This window comes from Chromobacterium haemolyticum (genome assembly GCF_009936155.1).
GTDB lineage: Bacteria > Pseudomonadota > Gammaproteobacteria > Burkholderiales > Chromobacteriaceae > Chromobacterium > Chromobacterium haemolyticum.
On the sequence record NZ_AP019312.1, the window covers coordinates 2,590,386 to 2,607,673 of the forward strand.

Annotated in this window: 19 protein-coding genes; 5 read left to right on the forward strand and 14 right to left on the reverse strand. The window is 63.3% G+C overall.

All coding sequences use genetic code 11. The annotated features are described in order from the left end of the window. Positions 1 to 25: 25 nt before the first annotated feature. A complete protein-coding gene (locus GYH29_RS11795; RefSeq protein ID WP_161523804.1) occupies positions 26 to 1,027 on the reverse strand; it encodes a heme oxygenase-like domain-containing protein in 1,002 nt (333 codons plus the stop codon). 9 nt (positions 1,028 to 1,036) lie between these two features. Further along, a complete protein-coding gene (locus GYH29_RS11800) occupies positions 1,037 to 2,026 on the reverse strand; it encodes an iron-containing redox enzyme family protein (RefSeq protein ID WP_198001670.1) in 990 nt (329 codons plus the stop codon). Positions 2,027 to 2,623: 597 nt separating this feature from the next. On the opposite strand from GYH29_RS11800, the gene GYH29_RS11805 reads away from it, so the two are divergent. Beyond that, on the forward strand, positions 2,624 to 4,213 hold the full coding sequence (locus tag GYH29_RS11805; RefSeq protein ID WP_408610195.1) for an ABC transporter substrate-binding protein: 1,590 nt from the start codon (positions 2,624 to 2,626) through the stop codon (positions 4,211 to 4,213). Between the two features lie 51 nt (positions 4,214 to 4,264). Here the strand turns inward: GYH29_RS11805 and GYH29_RS11810 are convergent, their stop codons facing one another. Beyond that, positions 4,265 to 4,738 (reverse strand): hypothetical protein, encoded by a 474-nt coding sequence (locus tag GYH29_RS11810; RefSeq protein ID WP_161523806.1) that lies wholly within the window; start codon positions 4,736 to 4,738, stop codon positions 4,265 to 4,267. Positions 4,739 to 5,186: 448 nt separating this feature from the next. Between GYH29_RS11810 and GYH29_RS11815 the strand changes: the two genes are divergently transcribed. Next, entirely contained in the window at positions 5,187 to 5,459 is a 273-nt protein-coding gene (locus tag GYH29_RS11815; RefSeq protein WP_043590637.1) for a hypothetical protein, read from the forward strand. A gap of 31 nt (positions 5,460 to 5,490) precedes the next feature. Next, positions 5,491 to 5,790, forward strand: a complete 300-nt coding sequence (locus tag GYH29_RS11820; RefSeq protein WP_043590636.1) for a DUF1484 family protein — start codon at positions 5,491 to 5,493, stop codon at positions 5,788 to 5,790. A gap of 56 nt (positions 5,791 to 5,846) precedes the next feature. Here GYH29_RS11820 and GYH29_RS11825 read toward each other — a convergent pair whose 3' ends face one another. Then, a complete protein-coding gene (locus tag GYH29_RS11825; RefSeq protein WP_019101903.1) occupies positions 5,847 to 6,857 on the reverse strand; it encodes an arginine deiminase-related protein in 1,011 nt (336 codons plus the stop codon). Positions 6,858 to 6,960: 103 nt separating this feature from the next. Further along, positions 6,961 to 8,076 (reverse strand): succinylglutamate desuccinylase/aspartoacylase family protein, encoded by a 1,116-nt coding sequence (locus GYH29_RS11830; protein ID WP_043590635.1) that lies wholly within the window; start codon positions 8,074 to 8,076, stop codon positions 6,961 to 6,963. Positions 8,077 to 8,196: 120 nt separating this feature from the next. On the opposite strand from GYH29_RS11830, the gene GYH29_RS25045 reads away from it, so the two are divergent. After that, positions 8,197 to 8,670, forward strand: a complete 474-nt coding sequence (locus GYH29_RS25045) for an Lrp/AsnC family transcriptional regulator (RefSeq protein ID WP_019101901.1) — start codon at positions 8,197 to 8,199, stop codon at positions 8,668 to 8,670. On the opposite strand, the gene GYH29_RS11840 is transcribed toward GYH29_RS25045, so the two are convergent. The 4 genes from GYH29_RS11840 to GYH29_RS11855 all read right to left on the reverse strand — a co-directional run bounded on the left by GYH29_RS11840 (position 8,662) and on the right by GYH29_RS11855 (position 12,041). Further along, a complete protein-coding gene (locus GYH29_RS11840) occupies positions 8,662 to 9,390 on the reverse strand; it encodes an ABC transporter permease (RefSeq protein WP_019101900.1) in 729 nt (242 codons plus the stop codon). The genes GYH29_RS25045 and GYH29_RS11840 overlap by 9 nt on opposite strands. A gap of 10 nt (positions 9,391 to 9,400) precedes the next feature. Next, the gene (locus GYH29_RS11845) at positions 9,401 to 10,075 is read right to left on the reverse strand and encodes an ABC transporter permease (RefSeq protein ID WP_019101899.1); all 675 of its coding nucleotides are present in this window, start codon (positions 10,073 to 10,075) and stop codon (positions 9,401 to 9,403) included. A 198-nt stretch (positions 10,076 to 10,273) separates the two neighbouring features. After that, positions 10,274 to 11,032: a transporter substrate-binding domain-containing protein gene (locus tag GYH29_RS11850; protein WP_081574541.1), complete on the reverse strand. Its 759-nt coding sequence runs from the start codon at positions 11,030 to 11,032 to the stop codon at positions 10,274 to 10,276. A 247-nt stretch (positions 11,033 to 11,279) separates the two neighbouring features. Next, the gene (locus tag GYH29_RS11855) at positions 11,280 to 12,041 is read right to left on the reverse strand and encodes a dimethylarginine dimethylaminohydrolase family protein (protein WP_161523807.1); all 762 of its coding nucleotides are present in this window, start codon (positions 12,039 to 12,041) and stop codon (positions 11,280 to 11,282) included. Positions 12,042 to 12,319: 278 nt separating this feature from the next. Between GYH29_RS11855 and GYH29_RS11860 the strand changes: the two genes are divergently transcribed. Continuing rightward, positions 12,320 to 13,228, forward strand: a complete 909-nt coding sequence (locus GYH29_RS11860; RefSeq protein WP_019102598.1) for an aspartyl/asparaginyl beta-hydroxylase domain-containing protein — start codon at positions 12,320 to 12,322, stop codon at positions 13,226 to 13,228. A 6-nt stretch (positions 13,229 to 13,234) separates the two neighbouring features. Here GYH29_RS11860 and GYH29_RS11865 read toward each other — a convergent pair whose 3' ends face one another. The 5 genes from GYH29_RS11865 to dmpG all read right to left on the reverse strand — a co-directional run bounded on the left by GYH29_RS11865 (position 13,235) and on the right by dmpG (position 17,279). Further along, positions 13,235 to 14,218, reverse strand: a complete 984-nt coding sequence (locus tag GYH29_RS11865) for an amidohydrolase family protein (RefSeq protein ID WP_043590632.1) — start codon at positions 14,216 to 14,218, stop codon at positions 13,235 to 13,237. 246 nt (positions 14,219 to 14,464) lie between these two features. After that, positions 14,465 to 15,028 carry a 3-hydroxyanthranilate 3,4-dioxygenase gene (locus GYH29_RS11870; protein ID WP_043590630.1) on the reverse strand — a complete coding sequence of 188 codons (564 nt, stop codon included), beginning with the start codon at positions 15,026 to 15,028 and terminating at the stop codon, positions 14,465 to 14,467. Positions 15,029 to 15,070: 42 nt separating this feature from the next. Next, positions 15,071 to 15,487 carry a RidA family protein gene (locus GYH29_RS11875; RefSeq protein WP_019101631.1) on the reverse strand — a complete coding sequence of 139 codons (417 nt, stop codon included), beginning with the start codon at positions 15,485 to 15,487 and terminating at the stop codon, positions 15,071 to 15,073. Next, a complete protein-coding gene (locus GYH29_RS11880; protein WP_043590628.1) occupies positions 15,484 to 16,263 on the reverse strand; it encodes a 2-keto-4-pentenoate hydratase in 780 nt (259 codons plus the stop codon). The genes GYH29_RS11875 and GYH29_RS11880 overlap by 4 nt, the downstream gene beginning before the upstream one ends. Then, positions 16,260 to 17,279, reverse strand: a complete 1,020-nt coding sequence (dmpG, locus tag GYH29_RS11885) for a 4-hydroxy-2-oxovalerate aldolase (RefSeq protein ID WP_081574539.1) — start codon at positions 17,277 to 17,279, stop codon at positions 16,260 to 16,262. Before dmpG ends, GYH29_RS11880 begins: the two co-directional genes overlap by 4 nt. Positions 17,280 to 17,288: the final 9 nt, after the last annotated feature.

Genomic DNA, 17,288 nt, shown 5'->3' on the forward strand with positions numbered 1-17,288 from the left:
CCGTCTCGGGGGCTACTGCGGGGGCTTACAAATACAGCCGCGGCATCAAAGCGTCCGGCCGGCTGTAGTAATCAACGATTTCCTCATCCTGCAAGGCCATGGTTTCTATGGTCAGCACCAGGTTTTTCTCCACTACCAGCTGCTCCTCGCGGCTGATGGCGCTGATGTCCTGCAACAACTCTGCGGTGATGTCGTCGTGCCCCAGCGTGTCGTTGAGGTAGGCGTGGCGCAGCAGCGGCTCCCAAAAGCCCTTGTCCAGCCCGGCGCGCTCGCAGCAACGCACCAGCGCGCGGTTGAACTCGTCGCCGGGCATTTCGAACAGAAACAACACGCTCTTGAACGACAACAAATGCTGACGCGCGAACACACCCAGCGCCGCGCACAAGGCGAAGGTGGACGGCAGCGGCTGCAGGTGGTCCAGCCCTTCCACCTCCATGTCCACGCTGGCCAGGCTCTCCGCCAGCATCTGATCGTGATCCAGCTCCGACACCAGGAAGCGCTGGATGCTGCGTTGATTCTGCCGGCTGTCCGCGTGCGACAGCGCCGAAGCGATCAGGCCCGGCGCCGCGCGCACCAGGAAGTAATACTCCAGCGCGTAGCCGATCAGCACATTGCGCAGCGCGCTGCCGTCGGACAACATGCCGTAAAGCCGGGAGTGGCCGCGCTTGCGCATCGCCCGCTGCGCCAGATTGCGCAGCCGGGTGTTGAATTCGCAGCCGGACAGCGCGTCGTCCGGCAATTCAAAGCTCGCCTCGGTCACTAGGCCCAGGCGGTCCAGCTCTTCCAGCAGGCCGGGAATCGTCCCCGCCAGTTCGGGATGCGCGGCGCGCAACGCGGACATGCTGGCCGGCGCGCGTTGCAGGTCGTCCAGCAAGGCCAGCAATTGCAGGCGGCCCTCGTCGGCCACTTGCAAGTCGCAGGACTGCTCGCGGTACAGCAGGGCTACGCCGCCGTCCTGCTGCTGGATTTCCACCCCGGGCCGCAGCGCCGGGCAATGAAACAGATCATGAGTGCCGGGTCCGTGCATATTGCCTCCTCAGTAATGCTCGATGCGGCGCAGCAGGGTGTCGGCGTGCAGATAGTGCCGCCAGACCGCGCTGTAGAAAGCGTCGTAGAGTTCGACGAACAAATGGGTTTGCGCCAGCAGGCGCCGCGCCGTCTCCTGGTCCACCACCGGAATCTGCGCGAAGATCTTGCGGGTCAGGCTGCCGTGCTCGCCCTTCAGATTGATGTCCGAGTGCGCCTTCACCGGGCGCAGAAACTCCGCGTCCACGCCCAGGCGGTAAGCGGCGTCCAGGAAGGAATCCTGACGGATGTCCTTGCCTTCCAGAATGCCCAACGTGGTGAAGAAGAACAGCGGATCGTTGTGCGACCAATACGCCAGCGCGTTGCACAGCGCCATGGTCTGCGGCAGGGGCACGGTGTGCGCCAGGTCCTCGCGGCTGACGCCGATGCGGTTCAAGGCCTGCAACAGCAGTTCGTCGTGGCCGTATTCCTCGGCGAAGAAAGCGTTCATCGCCAGCCGCACCTGAGTATTGGGCACATAGGACAGCACCGGCGCGTCGAAATAGCTTTCGCGGAACAAAAAGTGATAGTTCTCTATCACCATGCCGTGGAACACCCGCTCCGGAATATCGCCCGGCTGGCTGGCGTTCTGGCAGTGGGTCCAGAACGGATTGCGGTACAGCGTCTGGTACAACAGGCGGTTGGACAGATCCTCCACCTCCAGCAGCACCTCCAGCCCGGTCTTGCCGCGGGCCGGCGCCAGCGGGCGGATGACGCCGTAGTTTTCCAGGCTGACCAGCAGGCGCCGCACCTCGTCGGCGGATTGACGCGGCAGGATGCGCTCCGCGTCCAACTGGCTGCAGCCCCGCGCCAGCCGCGCCATCAGCGCGCTAACCTCCTCCGCGTTGGCTAGGCCGGCGGAAATCTCCAACTCCTCGTCGCCGGCGGTCTTGACCACCAGCGGCGTCTGCGAAATCACATCGCCGTTCAGGCAAAAACGAAGATCGGACGGATGGGACACGAGGACGTCTCCTCTTAAAGATGAGCGCGGCCGCCGGCAAGCCGGCGGCGCGGAATCCGGATCGGTCAGGGCCTTGCGCCTGAAACGGCAGCCCCGCCATACCCGATTACAAGTGAACCGGTACCAGGACCGGACGCGGATTGCGGGGTTTGACCACGACCACCGCTTCTTGCGTGCTGGCTTGCATTTGGCTCTCCTTGGCTTAAGAGAAAACAAAAACGCCCTTTTGCAGGCAACCCTATCTTATGCCTGCCGCCGCCCCGCAGAAACGGCAAAAAACTGACACAAATAACTGTTTTTAAATGCCATTCGTAAAACAAGGTGACCTCATCGAAACGGCGTATTGCGAATGCGGACGCGGCCGCGCCGCAGCGCACGATTGACGCCGGGCGAACAATCTATATGCTGGCAAGGTCTTCCATTCCCTCCTTCGCCACTCGTCCCTGCGTTGAATTTCACCCAAACGCATGCCGGTTCGCCAAACGGCGGGAATTGGACAGACTGACAAATAGAAAGCCCTCAAGGGCCTGCAATGCACTCTCGAAGAAGGCGCTCGCCGCCCTTCATCGCTCTGCAAATAGGGAAATAGAAATGAAAATGATCCAACCGCAACTGTTGGCCGCGGCCTGCTGCGCCGCTTTCGCCGTATCCGTTCAGGCCGCCGGCACTCTGGTTTACTGTTCCGAAGCCAGCCCGGACGGCTTCGACTCCGCCCAGTTCACCTCCGGCACCACCTTCGATGCCGCCGGCCACGCCATGTTCGACCGCCTGGTGGGCTTTGAGAAAGGCTCGACCAAGGCCATTCCCAGCCTGGCCACCTCCTGGAGCGCCTCGCCGGACGGCAAGATCTACACCTTCAAGCTGCGCCAGGGCGTGAAGTTCCACACCACCGACTATTTCAAGCCGACGCGCGACTTCAACGCCGACGACGTGGTGTTCACCTTCATGCGCATGTTCGACAAGAACCACCCCTTCCGCAAAGCCTACAACACGGAATTCCCCTACGCGGTGGACACCGGACTGGCCAGCAACGTCAGCGCGGTGGAAAAAGTGGACACGCAAACGGTGCGCTTCGTGCTGAAGGCACCGGACGCCGACCTGGCGATCAAGATCGCCATGCCCTTCGCCTCCATCCTGTCCGCGGAATACGCCGACCAACTGCTCAAGGCCGGCCGCGCCGCCGACATCAACCAAAAGCCGGTGGGCACCGGCCCCTTCATCTTCAAGCGCTACCAGAAAGACGCGCAGATCCGCTACGCCGGCAACAAGGCGTACTGGGACAAGGGCGCGGTCAAGGTGGACAATCTGGTGTTCGCCATCGCCACCGATCCCTCGGTGCGCTATCAGAAGATGAAAGCCGGCGAATGCCAGATCATGTCCTACCCGCGCCCCAGCGACTTGGTGGTAATGAAGACCGACCCCAAGCTGAAGATGCTGACCGCGCCCGGCTTCAATATCGGCTACCTCAGCTACAACATGGACAAGCCGCAGCTGAAAAAACGCGAGGTGCGTCAAGCGCTGGACATGGCCATCAACCGCCAGGCCGTCATAGACGCGGTCTACCAGGGCCAAGGCCAAGCCGCCAGCAATCCCTTCCCATCCTCGCTGTGGTCCTACAACAAGAGCCTGAAGAACGCGCCCTACAACGTGGCCGCCGCCAAGGCGCTGCTGGCCAAGGCCGGCTATCCCAACGGCTTCGAGCTCAGCCTGTGGGCGATGCCGGTGCAACGGCCGTACAACCCCAACGCCAAGCTGATGGCGGAGATGATCCAGTCGGACTGGGCCAAGATAGGCGTGAAGGCCAAGATCGTGTCCTATGAATGGGGCGAATACCTGAAGCGGATGAAGCGCGGCGAGCACGACGCCGGCCTGATGGGCTGGACCGGCGACTACGCCAGCCCGGACAACTTCCTGGGCGTGCTGCTCAGTTGCGAGGCGGTGAACGGCTCCAACTACTCGCGCTACTGCGACAAAGAGTTCGACACGCTCGTGGTCAAGGCGCGCACCCTGAACGATCAGGCCGAACGCGCCAAGCTGTACTCGCAGGCGCAAACCATCTTCAAACGCGACCTGCCGTGGACCACCATCGCCCACTCCATCGTCAACCAGCCTATGCGCAAGGAAGTGACCGGCTTCAAGATCAGCCCGTTCGGCGACTATGAGTTTACCGGCGTAAGCGTGAAGTAAGTCTCTACAGGGCGCCGTCCAGCGGCGCCCTGAAACCCATCTAGGCCACGCTTACATGCCGGCCGCAGCCAACAACTCCGATAGCGTCAAACCGCTCAACTGCATCATCGCGGCGATGATGGCGATCAATACCGCAAGCAGCGCCAGCGCGAACAAGAGTCCAATGCCGGCGGCTCGCCATTTAGAAAACACCGAGCCACCGCTTGCGCCGTGCGCGGCCAGCGCCGTCTCAAAACGTTGCTTGGCCAGCATTTGCATGACCACCGTCTGCGCAACGGTAAAAACCATGCCGGGCACGCTGTCGGGCAAAACCAGGCTAAGCGCCAGCATCACAAACGGCAGGCCGACACCCAAACCCCATACCTTCTTCAACTGATCGCGCTGCCCCAGCATCTTGCAGTTTTCCGCCATCAGCCAGGCGCCGGCCAAGCCGGAGCCAATAAAAGTAGCAATCGCCACCGCCGCCGGACTGTTCAATTTATATGTCGGCGCAGTGTGGTCAGCGGTGAAGCCAATATCCGCCATGTCTTTTCCTCTTAAAAAATGACGAGAATATTAACAGTTTCTTGGCTACGCCGTGGCGGCTCATGCTAGGCAAGCCGGATTTGAGCTTGGCTCTCGACATGCGAATTCCACTGCGCGTCGAAGACAAGCATCTCCATGCTTTCACCCTGGACAATCCACACCACCATCAGCTTGACGCTCCAGCCCCGCCTCAGTACCCTTTGTGTCGCGCAGCGCCCAATCACGCCGCGCAGGGTTTGGAAGCCCAGAAATCTCTAGATCGCAGACTCATTTGTGTCAGTTTTGGCACAACCACGTCTGCTGCCACGCTGTGCCCATTCGGATAGGCCGTGGCGGGGAGTTCCTTGTGAACTACCGGTCTTTGATCTAGGGTACCGGTCTTCCAACCTTGTCACGCGCCTGTCCAAGCATCGCCGGACAGGTTTCCAACGCTGACTTGGAGACCGCAATGACTCCCTTTTCCCCCTCGACTTTTGCCAAACCACCCCCAGCCGCCCAACTGCGCCAGCTGTCCCAAACCCTTGACGCTTGCGCGCTGGCCTTGAACTGCTTCTCCCAATTACGGTCCACTCTGACCGCGATCCAAGCCCAAACCACGCCCTCCTCCCATCAGCATCTATTGGCATGTCTGTCCCTCGAGGTGCTGGACAACTACGCCGCCCAGCTGCGGCACATCAACGCCACGGCCCAAAACGAACACCAAAGCCTGTCCCCAACGTAATTGCGCATGCCAAAGTGGAAGGAGAATAGCGATGGAACGCCACTTACCCGTGATAGAGGAATTGAAGCAACTGAATCAGGATTTGCTCAACGCCCAAGCCGACCAAACCCTCTTGTCCCATCTGGGCCGGCAGTGCGCGGAGATGGACGCCTGTCTGCTGCAAAGCCAGATAGAGCTGCGCGCCGCTCATATCGGCTTGCAAGCCATCCTGACCCTGCTTCAACGCCGCGATGAGCCGCTGCTGTTCAGCAGCGATGAAGCGGTGGCGCTGCTGGAGCCGGTGCAACAACGCCTCAGCCATGGCTTGAGCTGCCTGGAACGCTTGGTATAAGCCCTCGCTCCCGCACGGCCAGCGCAGAGCGGCGCTGGCCGTTGCCGGGGCAGCCGTTAGCGGACGCGCGGCAGGAACAACTCGGCCAGCATGCAGCGGCAACTGCCGCCGCCCACCGCTTCTATGGTGGGGATGGGGTTCACTACCGGCTGGCCGTGGCGCTCCAGCACTTGTTGCTGTGCAGGCGTGAAGCCGTTCCAAGCCTGCTCCGACATCGCGATCAGCGGCTGGCCGCCGGCCCCGCGCAGCTGCAGGATATTGCCGCAGAAGCTGCGTTCCACCTGGGCCAGGCTGATGTCTATCACGTCGTGATGCTCGCCCAGCGCGCTCAGCACTTGCCGCCGCTGCTCCGGCCGGTGCAGACTTTCGGAACAGATCACCGCGAAGCCCTCGCCCACGCTCATCATCACATTGGTGTGGTAGATGGGGACGCCGCGGCTGTCCACGGTGTCGAACAGGTGTACCGCCTCCAGACCGCGCCGGCGCGCGTAACGATACAAGGCGCTCGGGTGGCAGCGCTGTGAACGCGCCGCGTACACACGCTTGCGCGGGTGATCGAACACCATCACCCCGGTGCCCTCCAAAATCAACTCCTCTTCCAGCGGATGGCCGGCCCACACCACTTGCTCCACGTCGTAACCATGGTTCAACAGCAATTGGCACAGCTCTTCCACTCGCCGCTCCCGACGGCGGTTTAGCGTGTGCATCGGATAGACGTGCAGGCTGCCGTCGGCGCTGGTGGTGAACCAGTTGTTGGGAAACACGGCGTCCGGCGTCGGATAGCCGTCCGGGCTTTTCTCCAGCACCAGCACTTCTACGCCGTGATCGCGCAGCCGCTGCGCCATGGCGTCGAATTCGGCCAGCGCCAGCGCGGTGACCTGGGCCGCCGGCAGTTGCAGCCGGTGCTGGAACACGTTGTCTGCCCCGGTTTGTTCATTGAAGGCGAAGTCGTGAGGACGCACCATCACAACAGCGCGGGCCAGTTGGCCTTGTCTCGCGCGGAGCCAGAGCGGCTCCAGATTTTCTTGCGGCGCCGCATCTGCGGCGGCGATAGCTTGGGCTTGCATGGTAGGCGACTCTTGGGTGGGTGGTTGCATGGCCGCCCGCGGGCGGCAAATCATTCTACTGACAGTACGCGTTCCGGCCATGCCGGAAACATGACGCTAACGTTCAAGCAAGCGACACGCGCGCGCTGGCGTCTGCCCGACCCAGAATGCGACACAATTCCATGCCGGCCTGGGCGTAGCGCAGCGGGTGGCTGACGTAGAGCAGGCCCTCAGCCGGGCTGAGCACCGGCGTGACGCGGTTTTCCAACGGGTCTATCAGTTCCAGTAGCGGTTGGCCGCGCTTGACCTCCGCCCCAACCACGCAATGGCGCAGCACCAGGCCGGGCGTGGGCGCGCTCACGCTGGCCATGCCTCGCCAGGTCCACGGCGCGGGCACCGGCGGCGGCATAGCCGGCGCGCAGCCGCCTATATGGCCCCGGAGTTGAAGATAGGCGTACAGCGCCTCCGCGTCCCGCCGCGCCTGACCATGATCCAGATCGCCTTGCCCGCGCAGCTCCACCGTGGCCGCCACGCAGCCTAGCGGCAGCGGTTGCGCCGGCCCCAGTTCGCCGGCCAGCCGCCACCAACTCTGGCCGCAGGACTCCTCAAAAGTCGTGCCGCCCGGCTCGTCATTCAGCACCACCGCGGCCACGCCCAGATAGCGCGCCAGCGGCTCCAGCGCCGGCCAGAACGGCGCGTCGGCGTATAAATGCAGCAGCGCCTGGCTGTCGCAATGCAGGTCCAGCACCAGATCGCTGTCCAGCGCCATCCGGCTTAGCTCCAGACGCAAAGCGTCTAGTTCCGTGACCGGCGCTTGCGCGTCCAGCGCGGCGCGCATCCGGGCGCGCACCGTCCGTAGATTGGCGTCGGCGTCGTTGCCCAGGCAGTCTTCCAGACCGGAGCGCAGCAGCGGGTGGAAATCGGTGAAGCGGCGATTGAAGTTTTCGCCGCTGCGCAGCTCGAAACGCCCCGGCTGCTGATGCAGCAAGGCTTGGGCCAGGCCGATGGGATTGGCCGCCGGCGCCAGCACGATTTCGCCGCGCAGCAGGCCGGCCGCCTCGGCCTGGTCCAGCAGCCGGCGCAGATGGTGGATCACCAGCATGCCGGGCAGTTCGTCGGCGTGCAGGCTGGCCTGCAAATAGGCCTTGGGCCCGTCGCCGCGCCGGCCGTAGTGCAAACTCAGCAGTTCGCGCCGCATGCCTATGCTGGCCTGCGGCAAAACCCGGCTGACGATTTCCATAAAGCGCCCTCCTTTTTCATGCCGTTCAATTGAAAAACCCATGGTGGTTGCGCCGCCTTGACACCACCGCCCGCCAAGGCTCAAATCAGCGGACAGCCCCACCTCATCCCGAAGCCCGCCATGAATGAGAAGAAACCCAGCCTGGACCGCATAGACCTGAAAATTCTCGCCGCCTTGCAAGAAGACGGCCGCATGTCCTTTCAACGGCTGTCCGAGCAGGTCAACCTGACGCCGCGCCCCTGCCTGGAGCGCGTTCGCCGCCTGGAAAAAGCCGGCGTGATCCGCGGCTACCGCGCCGTGGTGCAATTGCCGGCGCCGGTTTACCCCGTCATCGTGGCGGCTCAGGTGGCGCTGGCCGATCACGCCTTGTCGCAACAAGCCTTCATCAAGGAGCTGCAGCGCAGCGAGGCCGTGCTGGATGCCTGGCTGGTGGCGGGCAGCTTCGATTTTCAGGTCCGCATCGGCTGCCGCGACATCCAGCAGTACCGCGAGCTGGCCGAACAATGGCTGGCCAGTTCCGCCTTCAAGATCGACAAGATCATCACCATCACCGAGCTGCAGGAGATCAAGCGCAGCGCCGGCCCTCTAGGCTGAGCGCGGCTGCAGGAATTTCAGCCAGCGCCGCTCCGCCTGGCGGAAGCTCGCCAGCAGCGCGAAGGTGCAGCCCAAGTAGATCGCCGCCGCCATCAGGAACGGGAAAAACGGCGCGTAAGTGGCCGCGTACAAGGCGCGCGCCACGCCGGTGACGTCCAGCAGCGTCACCGTGGACGACAAGGCGGTGGCGTGCAGCAGAAACACCATTTCATTGCTGAGCACCGGTATCGCGCGCCGTAGCGCGCCGGGCAGCACGATGCGGCGTATGGTTCGCGCCCGCGACATGCCGAAGGCCTCCGCCGCCATGATTTCCTCCCGCGGATAGGCGGCGAGCGCGCCGGCCAGAATCTCCTGGGCGTAGGCCGCGGTGTTCAACACATAAGCGAGCACGGCGCAGAAGGTGGCGTCGCGAAACAGCAGCCAGAACGGGTCTTCCGCCTGCCAGCCGTCTATCACCCAACTGAATTGCGACACGCCGTAGTAGATCAGCATCAATTGCATGAACAAGGGCGTGCCGCGAAAGAAATAACTGAACGCGGCCACCGCCCATCGCAACGGCGCCGGGCCGTAGACCCTGAGCAAGGCCAGCAGCACCGCCAACAGCATGCCCAAGCCGCCGGAGATCAGGAACAGTTTTGCGGTAACCGCCAGGCCGCTCCATTGGCCGCCGTCTCCCCACAGATAGCCGGGCAAAGCGCGCAGGATTTCGTCGAGCGTCATTATTTTCCCCTCAGAGCAAGCCGCGGCTGTAGCGCAGCCCCAGCCAGCGGAACACGCCCCCGGAAGCGGCGGTGAACAGTAAATAGACCAGGCAGACCAGGAAATAGAACAGGAAAGGCATCTGGGTGGCGCGGCCGGCCTGCTCGGCGAGCCAGGCCATGTCTTCCAGGCCGATCAACGACACCAGCGCCGCCGATTTCATCAACGCCAGCCAGTTGTTGTTGATGCCGGGCAAGGCGTGGCGCAGCATCTGCGGAAACAGGATGCGCCGGAACAGCTGCCACGGCCGCATGCCGTAAGCGACACCGGCCTCCAACTGGCCGCGCGGCACCGCCAGGAAGGCGCTACGGAAAGTTTCAGTGTAATAAGCGCCGAAAATGAAACCTATGGTCAGCACCCCCGCCAGGAATTTGTCGAACTCCACCGCCGGCAACCCCAGCGCCCCCAGCAACAGGTTGAAAACCTTCTCGCCGCCGTAAAACAGCAACAACATCATCACCAGTTCCGGAATGCCGCGAATCACCGTGGTGTAGGCGATGGACGCCGCGCGCAGCCAGCGCGGGCCAAACAGCTTGACGCAGGCGTTGGCGAGGCCGAACAGCAGCGCCAGCCCCAGCGCGGCCAGCGCCACGCGCAGGCTGAGCCAGGCCCCGGTCAGCAACAGGGGCAAATAGGACGCCACCATGGCCGCCCTCCTTGTGAAACGGCCGGCGGACGCCGGCCGGGAAAACGGACGTATGCACGAGGATCAGAGCCTAGCGAGCAAGGGCGAGACAAGGCGAAGACTGCGAAGAAAGCGGAATGTCCGTTTGGTACATGAGCATTTCGAAGCAGTAATCCCCGTAGCAAGTCTCACGAAGCGCCGTAGACTTTGAACAGGTTCTTAGTGGTAAATATCGAAGCCGAAGTATTTCTTGCGCACGCCTTCGTACACCCCGTTGGCGCGGATGGCGGCGATGGCGCGGTTGATCGCCGCCTTCAGTTCCGGATCGCTCTTGCGCACAGCGATGGCCACCGGGATGGATTCGCCCAGTTTGGAGCCGGCGAAAGCGAACTGCTTGCCGCGCTCGGTGCGTAGAAAGCTGGTTTCGGCTTGGATATTGTCCTGCAAGGCAGCGTCTATGCGGCCGGAGGCCAGGTCCAGATAGACGTTGTCCTGATTGGCGTAGGTAACAATCTTCACCTTGCCGCCGCCCCAGTTAGCCTTGGCGTACTGCTCGTGCACCGAGCCGGACTGCACGCCCACGGTCTTGCCGGCCAGCGACTGCGGCGTGGGCCGCAACGGGCTGCCTTTGCGCGCCACCAGCTGAGAGGCGGACGCGTAGTATTTGTCGCTGAAGTCCACCTGTTTCAGCCGTTCAGCCGTCACGTTCAGCGAGGCGATGACGGCGTCGAACTTATTGGCGTTGAGCGCGGCTATCATGCTGTCGAACGGCTGCTTGACGAAGACGCAGCGGGCCTTGAGTTCGGCGCAGACGGCTTTGGCGATGTCCGGATCGAAGCCGGTGATCTCCCCGTTGGGGGCCAGCACGTCGAACGGCGGGTAGCCGCCGTCCACGCCCCAGCGGATCTGCTTGATGTCCTTGGCCAGTACAGGGCCTGCGCTTAGCGCCAGCAAAAGCGCGATCTTGATGGTTTTCATCTTTTTCTCCTTGTAGAGCCTGTTCATGGCCGGCTGCGCGTCGGCGACAGGTTCTGAATCTCCCCGGCTCTGCGGCCGGTGGCGAATGAAACGGCGCTGCTTTTAGAACGTGTTTACGATCTCGCTAGACTAGAGCGCGACAAGGCGAAAACGGCTGAAAAAGCGGAGTGTACATACGGTACATGAGCATTTCGAATGCCGCTTTCAACGCCGTATCGCCGACGCGCAGCAGATCGTAAACAGGTTCTTAGAAACGCAAGGACATGCAGGTCAAGCCCCCGTCCATCTTGCGGATTTCGCTGGTGTCGGTCTCGATGATGGGCAGGCCCAGCGTCTTCAGCTTGCGCAGCGTGTCCGGGTAACCGCTTGGGGTGATCAGGGTGTCGTTGATCCACAAGGTGTTGCCGGCGTATTCCTCGTCCTTGGCCAGCACGATCTGCTGATAACCGCGGAATACCGGATCGTCAGCGCGGTCCTCGGACAGGATCAGCGTGTTGCGGCCCACGTAATTGACGATGGACTTCAAATGCAGGCCGGCGCTGACATCCACCGCGGTGACGACGTAACCGAACTTCTCCACCGCGGCGGCAAACTGGCTGATCCCGGCCTCGTTGGTGCGGCTGGTCAGGCCGACGAAGAAACGCTTGTCTATCATCAAGACATCGCCGCCGTCCATGCGCGCGTCGCCGTTCATCCACACTGCGTGGCGGAAGCGAGATACCAAGGGCGCGATGCTGCTCACCTCGCCGCGGCGTGCCGGCGCGCCGGGCTGGGTGATCACCGCCAGCTCCGGCATCAACACCGCGGTGTCTTCAACGAAATGGGCATCGGGGAAATCGGGCTGGGCCGGCAAGGTGCTGACGGTCAAACCCAGGCGCAGCAGGATATCCACGTAATCGCGGAATTGGGAGCGAGTCAGCGCCGGGTCCGGCGCGCCGATGTTGGCTGTAGTCAAGCCGCCGGCCACGGTGTCGGCAGGCAGACGGGTGATCGCATGGGTGAAATGCATGGGCAGGCTCCTTGATCAGGCGGCCCAGCAACCAAATGGTTGATGGGGGCGGCGCGTGGCCGTTCTCGCTCGAACCATTCTAGGCAGCGCCCTGGGCCCGCGTCGGTCGTATGGGCCGGCGGCGACAGCCGGTTTCGGCTGTTTTGGAGCAGAGGGCAGCCGCTTTGCGTGGCGGCCGCCAAACCCGGCCATATCCTACTCAACTAAACCAATGGCCAGTCGTTTAAATCCTGTTTTTGTTTGAAATTAAGCATATTATTTCAAGGGCTAGAGCAAAAATGCCGTATATCAAACTATCCATCCTCCTTCTTTTTGCGCTCTGCACCATCTACATCCATTATCGCGGCCGTCAACGCTTGGGGTTCTGGCGGCAATTGACCGACCACTCTACCTTCATGGCGCCGATCAACTGCTTCTGCTATCTGTTCTCCACTCTACCCGCGCGCCCCTATTTGCCGCTGCAGCGCTTTCCGGAGCTGCAGGCGCTGAACGATAACTGGCAACGTATCCGCGCCGAGGCGCTGGCCTTGTCCGACGATGGCGCGATCAAGGCATCCGATCGTTACGACGACCTGGGCTTCAATTCTTTTTTCAAGACCGGCTGGAAGCGTTTCTACCTGAAGTGGTACGACCAGCCGCACCCGTCGGCGGCCAAGCTGTGCCCGTACACGACCGCGCTGCTGCAAAGCATTCCCTCGGTAAAGGCGGCGATGTTCGCCAGCTTGCCGCCGGGCAGCCGGCTAGTGCGCCACCGAGACCCCTTCGCTGGTTCGGTGCGCTTCCATTTGGGCTTGTCCACACCGCAAAACGAGGCCTGCTACATAGAGGTGGACGGTGAACGCTACAGCTGGCGCGACGGCGAGGCGGTGATGTTCGACGAAACCTATCTGCACCACGCGGAAAACGCCACCACTGAGCAGCGCATCATCTTGTTCTGCGATATCGAGCGCCCGATGCGCTTCCAGCTTGCGGCCTGGGGCAACCGCCTGATCAGCCGTCTGCTGCTGGGCGCCGCCAGTTCCCCTAATCAGGACGGAGATCGCACCGGCGCGCTCAACCGCCTGTTCCGCTATGTGCAGGCGGTGCGGCTATTCGGCAAGCGCATCAAGGCGCAGAGCCGCCTTGGCTACTATGCGCTGAAATGGCTGTTGTTCGGCGGCTTGTTGCTGGGCTGGCTGCTGAGCTGAAGCGCCCTATAGATTGAAGAAAGCCCGCGCATTATCCGTCAGCAGCCGCCGGCGGATCTCCGTGTCCGCCACCGTGTCGCGGATCAGGCCGCCCACCGTCTGCTCGCCCAAGGGAAACGGCGCGTCCGAACCCAGCATCACCCGCTCCGTGCCCATCGTGGCGATCAATAGCCGCAACGCGCCCGGATCGAAGATGGCGGAATCCACGTAAAAGCGGTCCAGATAGCTGGACGGCCGCCGCGGACAGTCTTCGCGCACGATGTCCCGCTGCTCCCAGGCGTTGTCCACCCGCCCCAGCAGATAGGCAAAGCTGCCGCCGCCGTGAGCGAAGCAGATTTTCAGGCTGGACGGCAGCCGTTCAAAAGCGCCGGACAGGATTAGCGACAGGATGGCCAGCTGGGTTTCCGCCGGCATCGACACCAGCCAGGGCAGCATCCAGCGCTTCATCCTCGCGCCAGCGCCCATCATGTCCCATGGGTGCACCAATAGCGGGATGTTCTCGGCAGCGCAGTGAGCCAAAAACGTCAGCAGGCCTTCGTCGTCCAGATCCCGCTCACCGACATGATTGCCGATCTGCACGCCGACATGGCCGGCCTCGCAAGCGCGGCTGGCTTCGCGGCAGGCGGCGTCAATGTCCTGCAGCGGCACTTGCGCCAGCACTTTCAGGCGTTGCGGCGCAACGGCGGCCATCTCCAACGCGCGGTCGTTCATCAGCTGCGCCCACGGCAAGGCGCGCTCTATCGGCGCGGCGTAGGCGAACATCACTGGCGTCGCACACATGATCTGCGTATCGACTCCCTGCTCGTCCAGCCAGGCCAGCCGGCGCGCGCCGTCCCACAGCGCATCGTGCACCGGCCGGAACGGCTGGTCGCCTACCATGATCTGCCCGTTGCGACCGGAGGTTTCCAGCCAAGGCCCGCGCCGCGGGTCCAGCCGGGCCGCCTCGGCCTGGCTGATCCGCGGAAAAAAATGGGAGTGGATGTCTATCATGGCGGCGTTTCTCTAGTTAACGGCGTTTCTTCAAGAACCTGTTTAAGGCTCGCGAGCTAAAGCGAAACAAGGCGTTTTCAACGCCCATTTCAATCCATCCCGCTGAAGCGCAGCAGGAATGAAGAGCCGCTGACAAAACTCAGTTTTACGGCTGAGGCAAGGCGCGCCGACGCAGACAGTGCAATGAGTACGACAAGTCGGGGCAACGCAGCATCAGGGAGTTTGTTAGCGGGTCTAAACAGGTTCTCAATGGTTGGACCGCTGCCTCAGTCCATGCCAGGCGGCGTAATCCTTGCCTGGGTGCACGGTGCCGCAATGGCGGCAACGGCGTTCGTCCTCGCTCCGCGCGTAAAACAGCTGATAAGCCTTGGGCAAGTCGTCCACCAGGCTTTCCAGCTGCTTGGAGAAGCGCCAGACCTCAGTGGCGCAAACCGGACAGTACCATTGCAGGCTGTCGTGCTCGCCGGCCGGCCGCGGCTTCTCCACCAACAGGCACAGGCCGGGTTCCGGCCGTTGCGGCGAGTGGATGACATGGGCCGGCAGCAGGAAGGCGTCGCCCTCGCGCAGCTCGATGCGGTCGAAACGCCCGCGGTCCCAGATCTCCAGATAGGCGTTGCCCTGGATCTGGTAGAAGATTTCCTCGGTGGGGTTGTCGTGAAAATCGGTACGGGTATTCGGCCCTCCCACCATATTGATGATGTAGTCGCCGTCCGGCCAAACGGCCGCGTTGCATACCGGCGGCTTGAGTCGGCTTTGATTGCCTTGCGCCCAGTGCAGCAGATTGAGCGGCGCGCCATATTGCAGTTCCATCTCCTATCTCCTTCTCTTGCGGTCAATTCCGTCTAAATCCGTCTAAAGCGGTTTGTAGGCGATCGCCTTGATTTCAATGCGCAAATGCGGATGCGGCAGCTGATGCACCGCCACCGTGGTCCGCGTCGGTCCCGTCTCGTCGAAGTACTCGGCGTAAACCTGGTTGTATGCGGCGAAATCGTTCATATCCACCAGGTAGGCGCTGATTTCAACCACATCGGCCAGTCCGGCGCCAGCCGTGGCCAGGATGTCGCGGATATTCTCGATCACTGCCCGGGTTTGCAGAGCGATGTCCAGCCGGGTCGCGCCCATGGCGTCGGCTTCGGCGCCGGCTATGCTGTTGTCCGGCCGCCGCGAGCTGGTGCCGGAGATAAAGAGGAAATCCCCGGCCCGCTTCAGGTGCGGGAAGCGGCCACGCGGCGTGGCCTTGCCGCTGACGGTGGTGGCTTGGGTGCTCATGCGGCGCTCCCGCTGGTTACAAATTCGCAGCGCCCCAGCCCGGCGATCTCCACGCCGATATGCAGGCCGGCGCGCAGCGGCTCGGCCGCGGTGGCGGCACCGGCCAGCAGCAAGGAGCCGGCCGGCAGCGTGCGCCCCGCCGCGTGCAGCAACGCGGACACTTCCATCAGCGCGCGCAAGGGCTGGCCCAGGATGGCGGCGCTGCTGCCCAGCTGCACCGGGCGGCCGTCGAAGCGCAAGGTCACGCCCAAATTGTCCAGCGGCGCGTCCGGCGGGCTCAGCGGGCCGACGACGAAATGAGATGAAGAGCAGTTATCCGCCACCACGTCCTCCAGGCTGAAACGGAAGTCGCGGTAGCGCGAATCGATGATTTCCAACGCCGGAGCCACGCCGGCCAGCGCCAGCCCGGCCTCGGCCAGGGACAGCGGCCGCGAGATCTCCTGCGCGGTGATGAAGGCGATTTCCGGCTCCACCCGCGGATGGATCAGGCGGCCCAGCGTCAGCTCGCCGCCGTCCGCCAGTTGCATCGCGTCGGTCAGCTCGCCCCAGATCAGCGCGTCCACGCCCATCTGCACGCGCTTGGCGCGGCTGGTGAAGCCCAGCTTCAAACCCAGCGCGCGTTCGCCGCGCTGCTGGCGCAGGCCGATGCCGGCCTGCTGGATGCGGTAGGCCTGCGCCAGATCGAAGGGCTGCCGCGCGCTTAGTTGATCGACGGCTTCGCCGGTTTGGGTCGCTATGTCCAGTTCGCGAGCGCAGCTTTGAATGAAGTCGGTCATGCCGTGCCTCCTTTGGCCTTGAGCAAGTCCAGCGCCACGTCGACTATCATGTCCTCCTGCCCGCCCACCATGCGACGGCGTCCCACTTCCAGCAGGATGTCCAGGGTTTTCAAACCGTATTGCCGCGCAGCCGTTTCCGCGTGGCGCAGGAAGCTGGAGTAGACGCCGGCGTAGCCCAGCGCCAGTGTTTCGCGGTCCACCCGCACCGGCCGGTCCTGGGTTGGACGCACCAGGTCGTCGGCGGCGTCCATCAGCCGGATCAGGTCGCAGCCGTGGTTCCAGCCCAGCCGCTCGGCGGCGGCGATGAACACTTCCAGCGGCGCGTTGCCGGCGCCGGCGCCCTGGCCGGCCAGCGAGGCGTCGACGCGGCGACAGCCTTCTTCCACCGCCACAATGCTGTTGGCCACGCCCAGCGACAGATTGTGATGGGCGTGCATGCCGGTTTCCGTTTCCGGCCTCAAGGCCTCGCGCAAGGCGCGGAAGCGGTCTCTCACCTCCTGCATCAACAGGGCGCCGCCGGAATCCACCACGTAGACGCAGTTGGCGCCGTAGCTTTCCATCAGCTTGGCCTGCTCCGCCAGCCGCTGCGGCGTGGTCATGTGCGACATCATCAGAAAGCCGACGGCGTCCATGCCCAGTTCCCGCGCGTAGCCGATGTGCTGTCTGGCGATGTCGGCCTCGGTGCAGTGGGTGGCGACGCGGACGATGCGCGCGCCGGCGTCGTAAGCGTTGCGCAAGGCGCCGACGGTAGCGATGCCGGGCAGCAGCAAGGTGGCGATCTTGCTCTTACTCACCGATTCGGCCGCTGCGGCGATCCACTCCACGTCGCTATGGGCGCCGAAGCCGTAGTTGAAGCTGGAACCCTCCAGCCCGTCGCCGTGCGCCACTTCGATGGAATCCACGCCGGCGGCGTCCAGCGCCGCGGCGATGGCGCGCACCTGGGCCAGCGAATAACGGTGACGGACCGCGTGCGAGCCGTCGCGCAGGGTCACGTCGGAAATATACAGTTTGTCCATGCCGTGCTC

Bases quoted from the DNA above. Each gene is read 5' to 3' on its own strand.
- GYH29_RS11795 (WP_161523804.1), bottom strand. From the start codon at position 1,027: ATGCACGGACCCGGCACTCATGATCTGTTTCATTGCCCGGCGCTGCGG.
- GYH29_RS11830 (WP_043590635.1), bottom strand. From the start codon at position 8,076: ATGGAAATCGTCAGCCGGGTTTTGCCGCAGGCCAGCATAGGCATGCGG.
- GYH29_RS11820 (WP_043590636.1), top strand. From the start codon at position 5,491: ATGGAACGCCACTTACCCGTGATAGAGGAATTGAAGCAACTGAATCAG.
- dmpG (WP_081574539.1), bottom strand. From the start codon at position 17,279: ATGGACAAACTGTATATTTCCGACGTGACCCTGCGCGACGGCTCGCAC.
- GYH29_RS25045 (WP_019101901.1), top strand. From the start codon at position 8,197: ATGAATGAGAAGAAACCCAGCCTGGACCGCATAGACCTGAAAATTCTC.
- GYH29_RS11845 (WP_019101899.1), bottom strand. From the start codon at position 10,075: ATGGTGGCGTCCTATTTGCCCCTGTTGCTGACCGGGGCCTGGCTCAGC.
- GYH29_RS11825 (WP_019101903.1), bottom strand. From the start codon at position 6,857: ATGCAAGCCCAAGCTATCGCCGCCGCAGATGCGGCGCCGCAAGAAAAT.
- GYH29_RS11815 (WP_043590637.1), top strand. From the start codon at position 5,187: ATGACTCCCTTTTCCCCCTCGACTTTTGCCAAACCACCCCCAGCCGCC.
- GYH29_RS11840 (WP_019101900.1), bottom strand. From the start codon at position 9,390: ATGACGCTCGACGAAATCCTGCGCGCTTTGCCCGGCTATCTGTGGGGA.
- GYH29_RS11850 (WP_081574541.1), bottom strand. From the start codon at position 11,032: ATGAAAACCATCAAGATCGCGCTTTTGCTGGCGCTAAGCGCAGGCCCT.
- GYH29_RS11810 (WP_161523806.1), bottom strand. From the start codon at position 4,738: ATGGCGGATATTGGCTTCACCGCTGACCACACTGCGCCGACATATAAA.
- GYH29_RS11870 (WP_043590630.1), bottom strand. From the start codon at position 15,028: ATGGAACTGCAATATGGCGCGCCGCTCAATCTGCTGCACTGGGCGCAA.
- GYH29_RS11880 (WP_043590628.1), bottom strand. From the start codon at position 16,263: ATGACCGACTTCATTCAAAGCTGCGCTCGCGAACTGGACATAGCGACC.
- GYH29_RS11865 (WP_043590632.1), bottom strand. From the start codon at position 14,218: ATGATAGACATCCACTCCCATTTTTTTCCGCGGATCAGCCAGGCCGAG.
- GYH29_RS11855 (WP_161523807.1), bottom strand. From the start codon at position 12,041: ATGCATTTCACCCATGCGATCACCCGTCTGCCTGCCGACACCGTGGCC.
- GYH29_RS11860 (WP_019102598.1), top strand. From the start codon at position 12,320: ATGCCGTATATCAAACTATCCATCCTCCTTCTTTTTGCGCTCTGCACC.
- GYH29_RS11805 (WP_408610195.1), top strand. From the start codon at position 2,624: ATGATCCAACCGCAACTGTTGGCCGCGGCCTGCTGCGCCGCTTTCGCC.
- GYH29_RS11875 (WP_019101631.1), bottom strand. From the start codon at position 15,487: ATGAGCACCCAAGCCACCACCGTCAGCGGCAAGGCCACGCCGCGTGGC.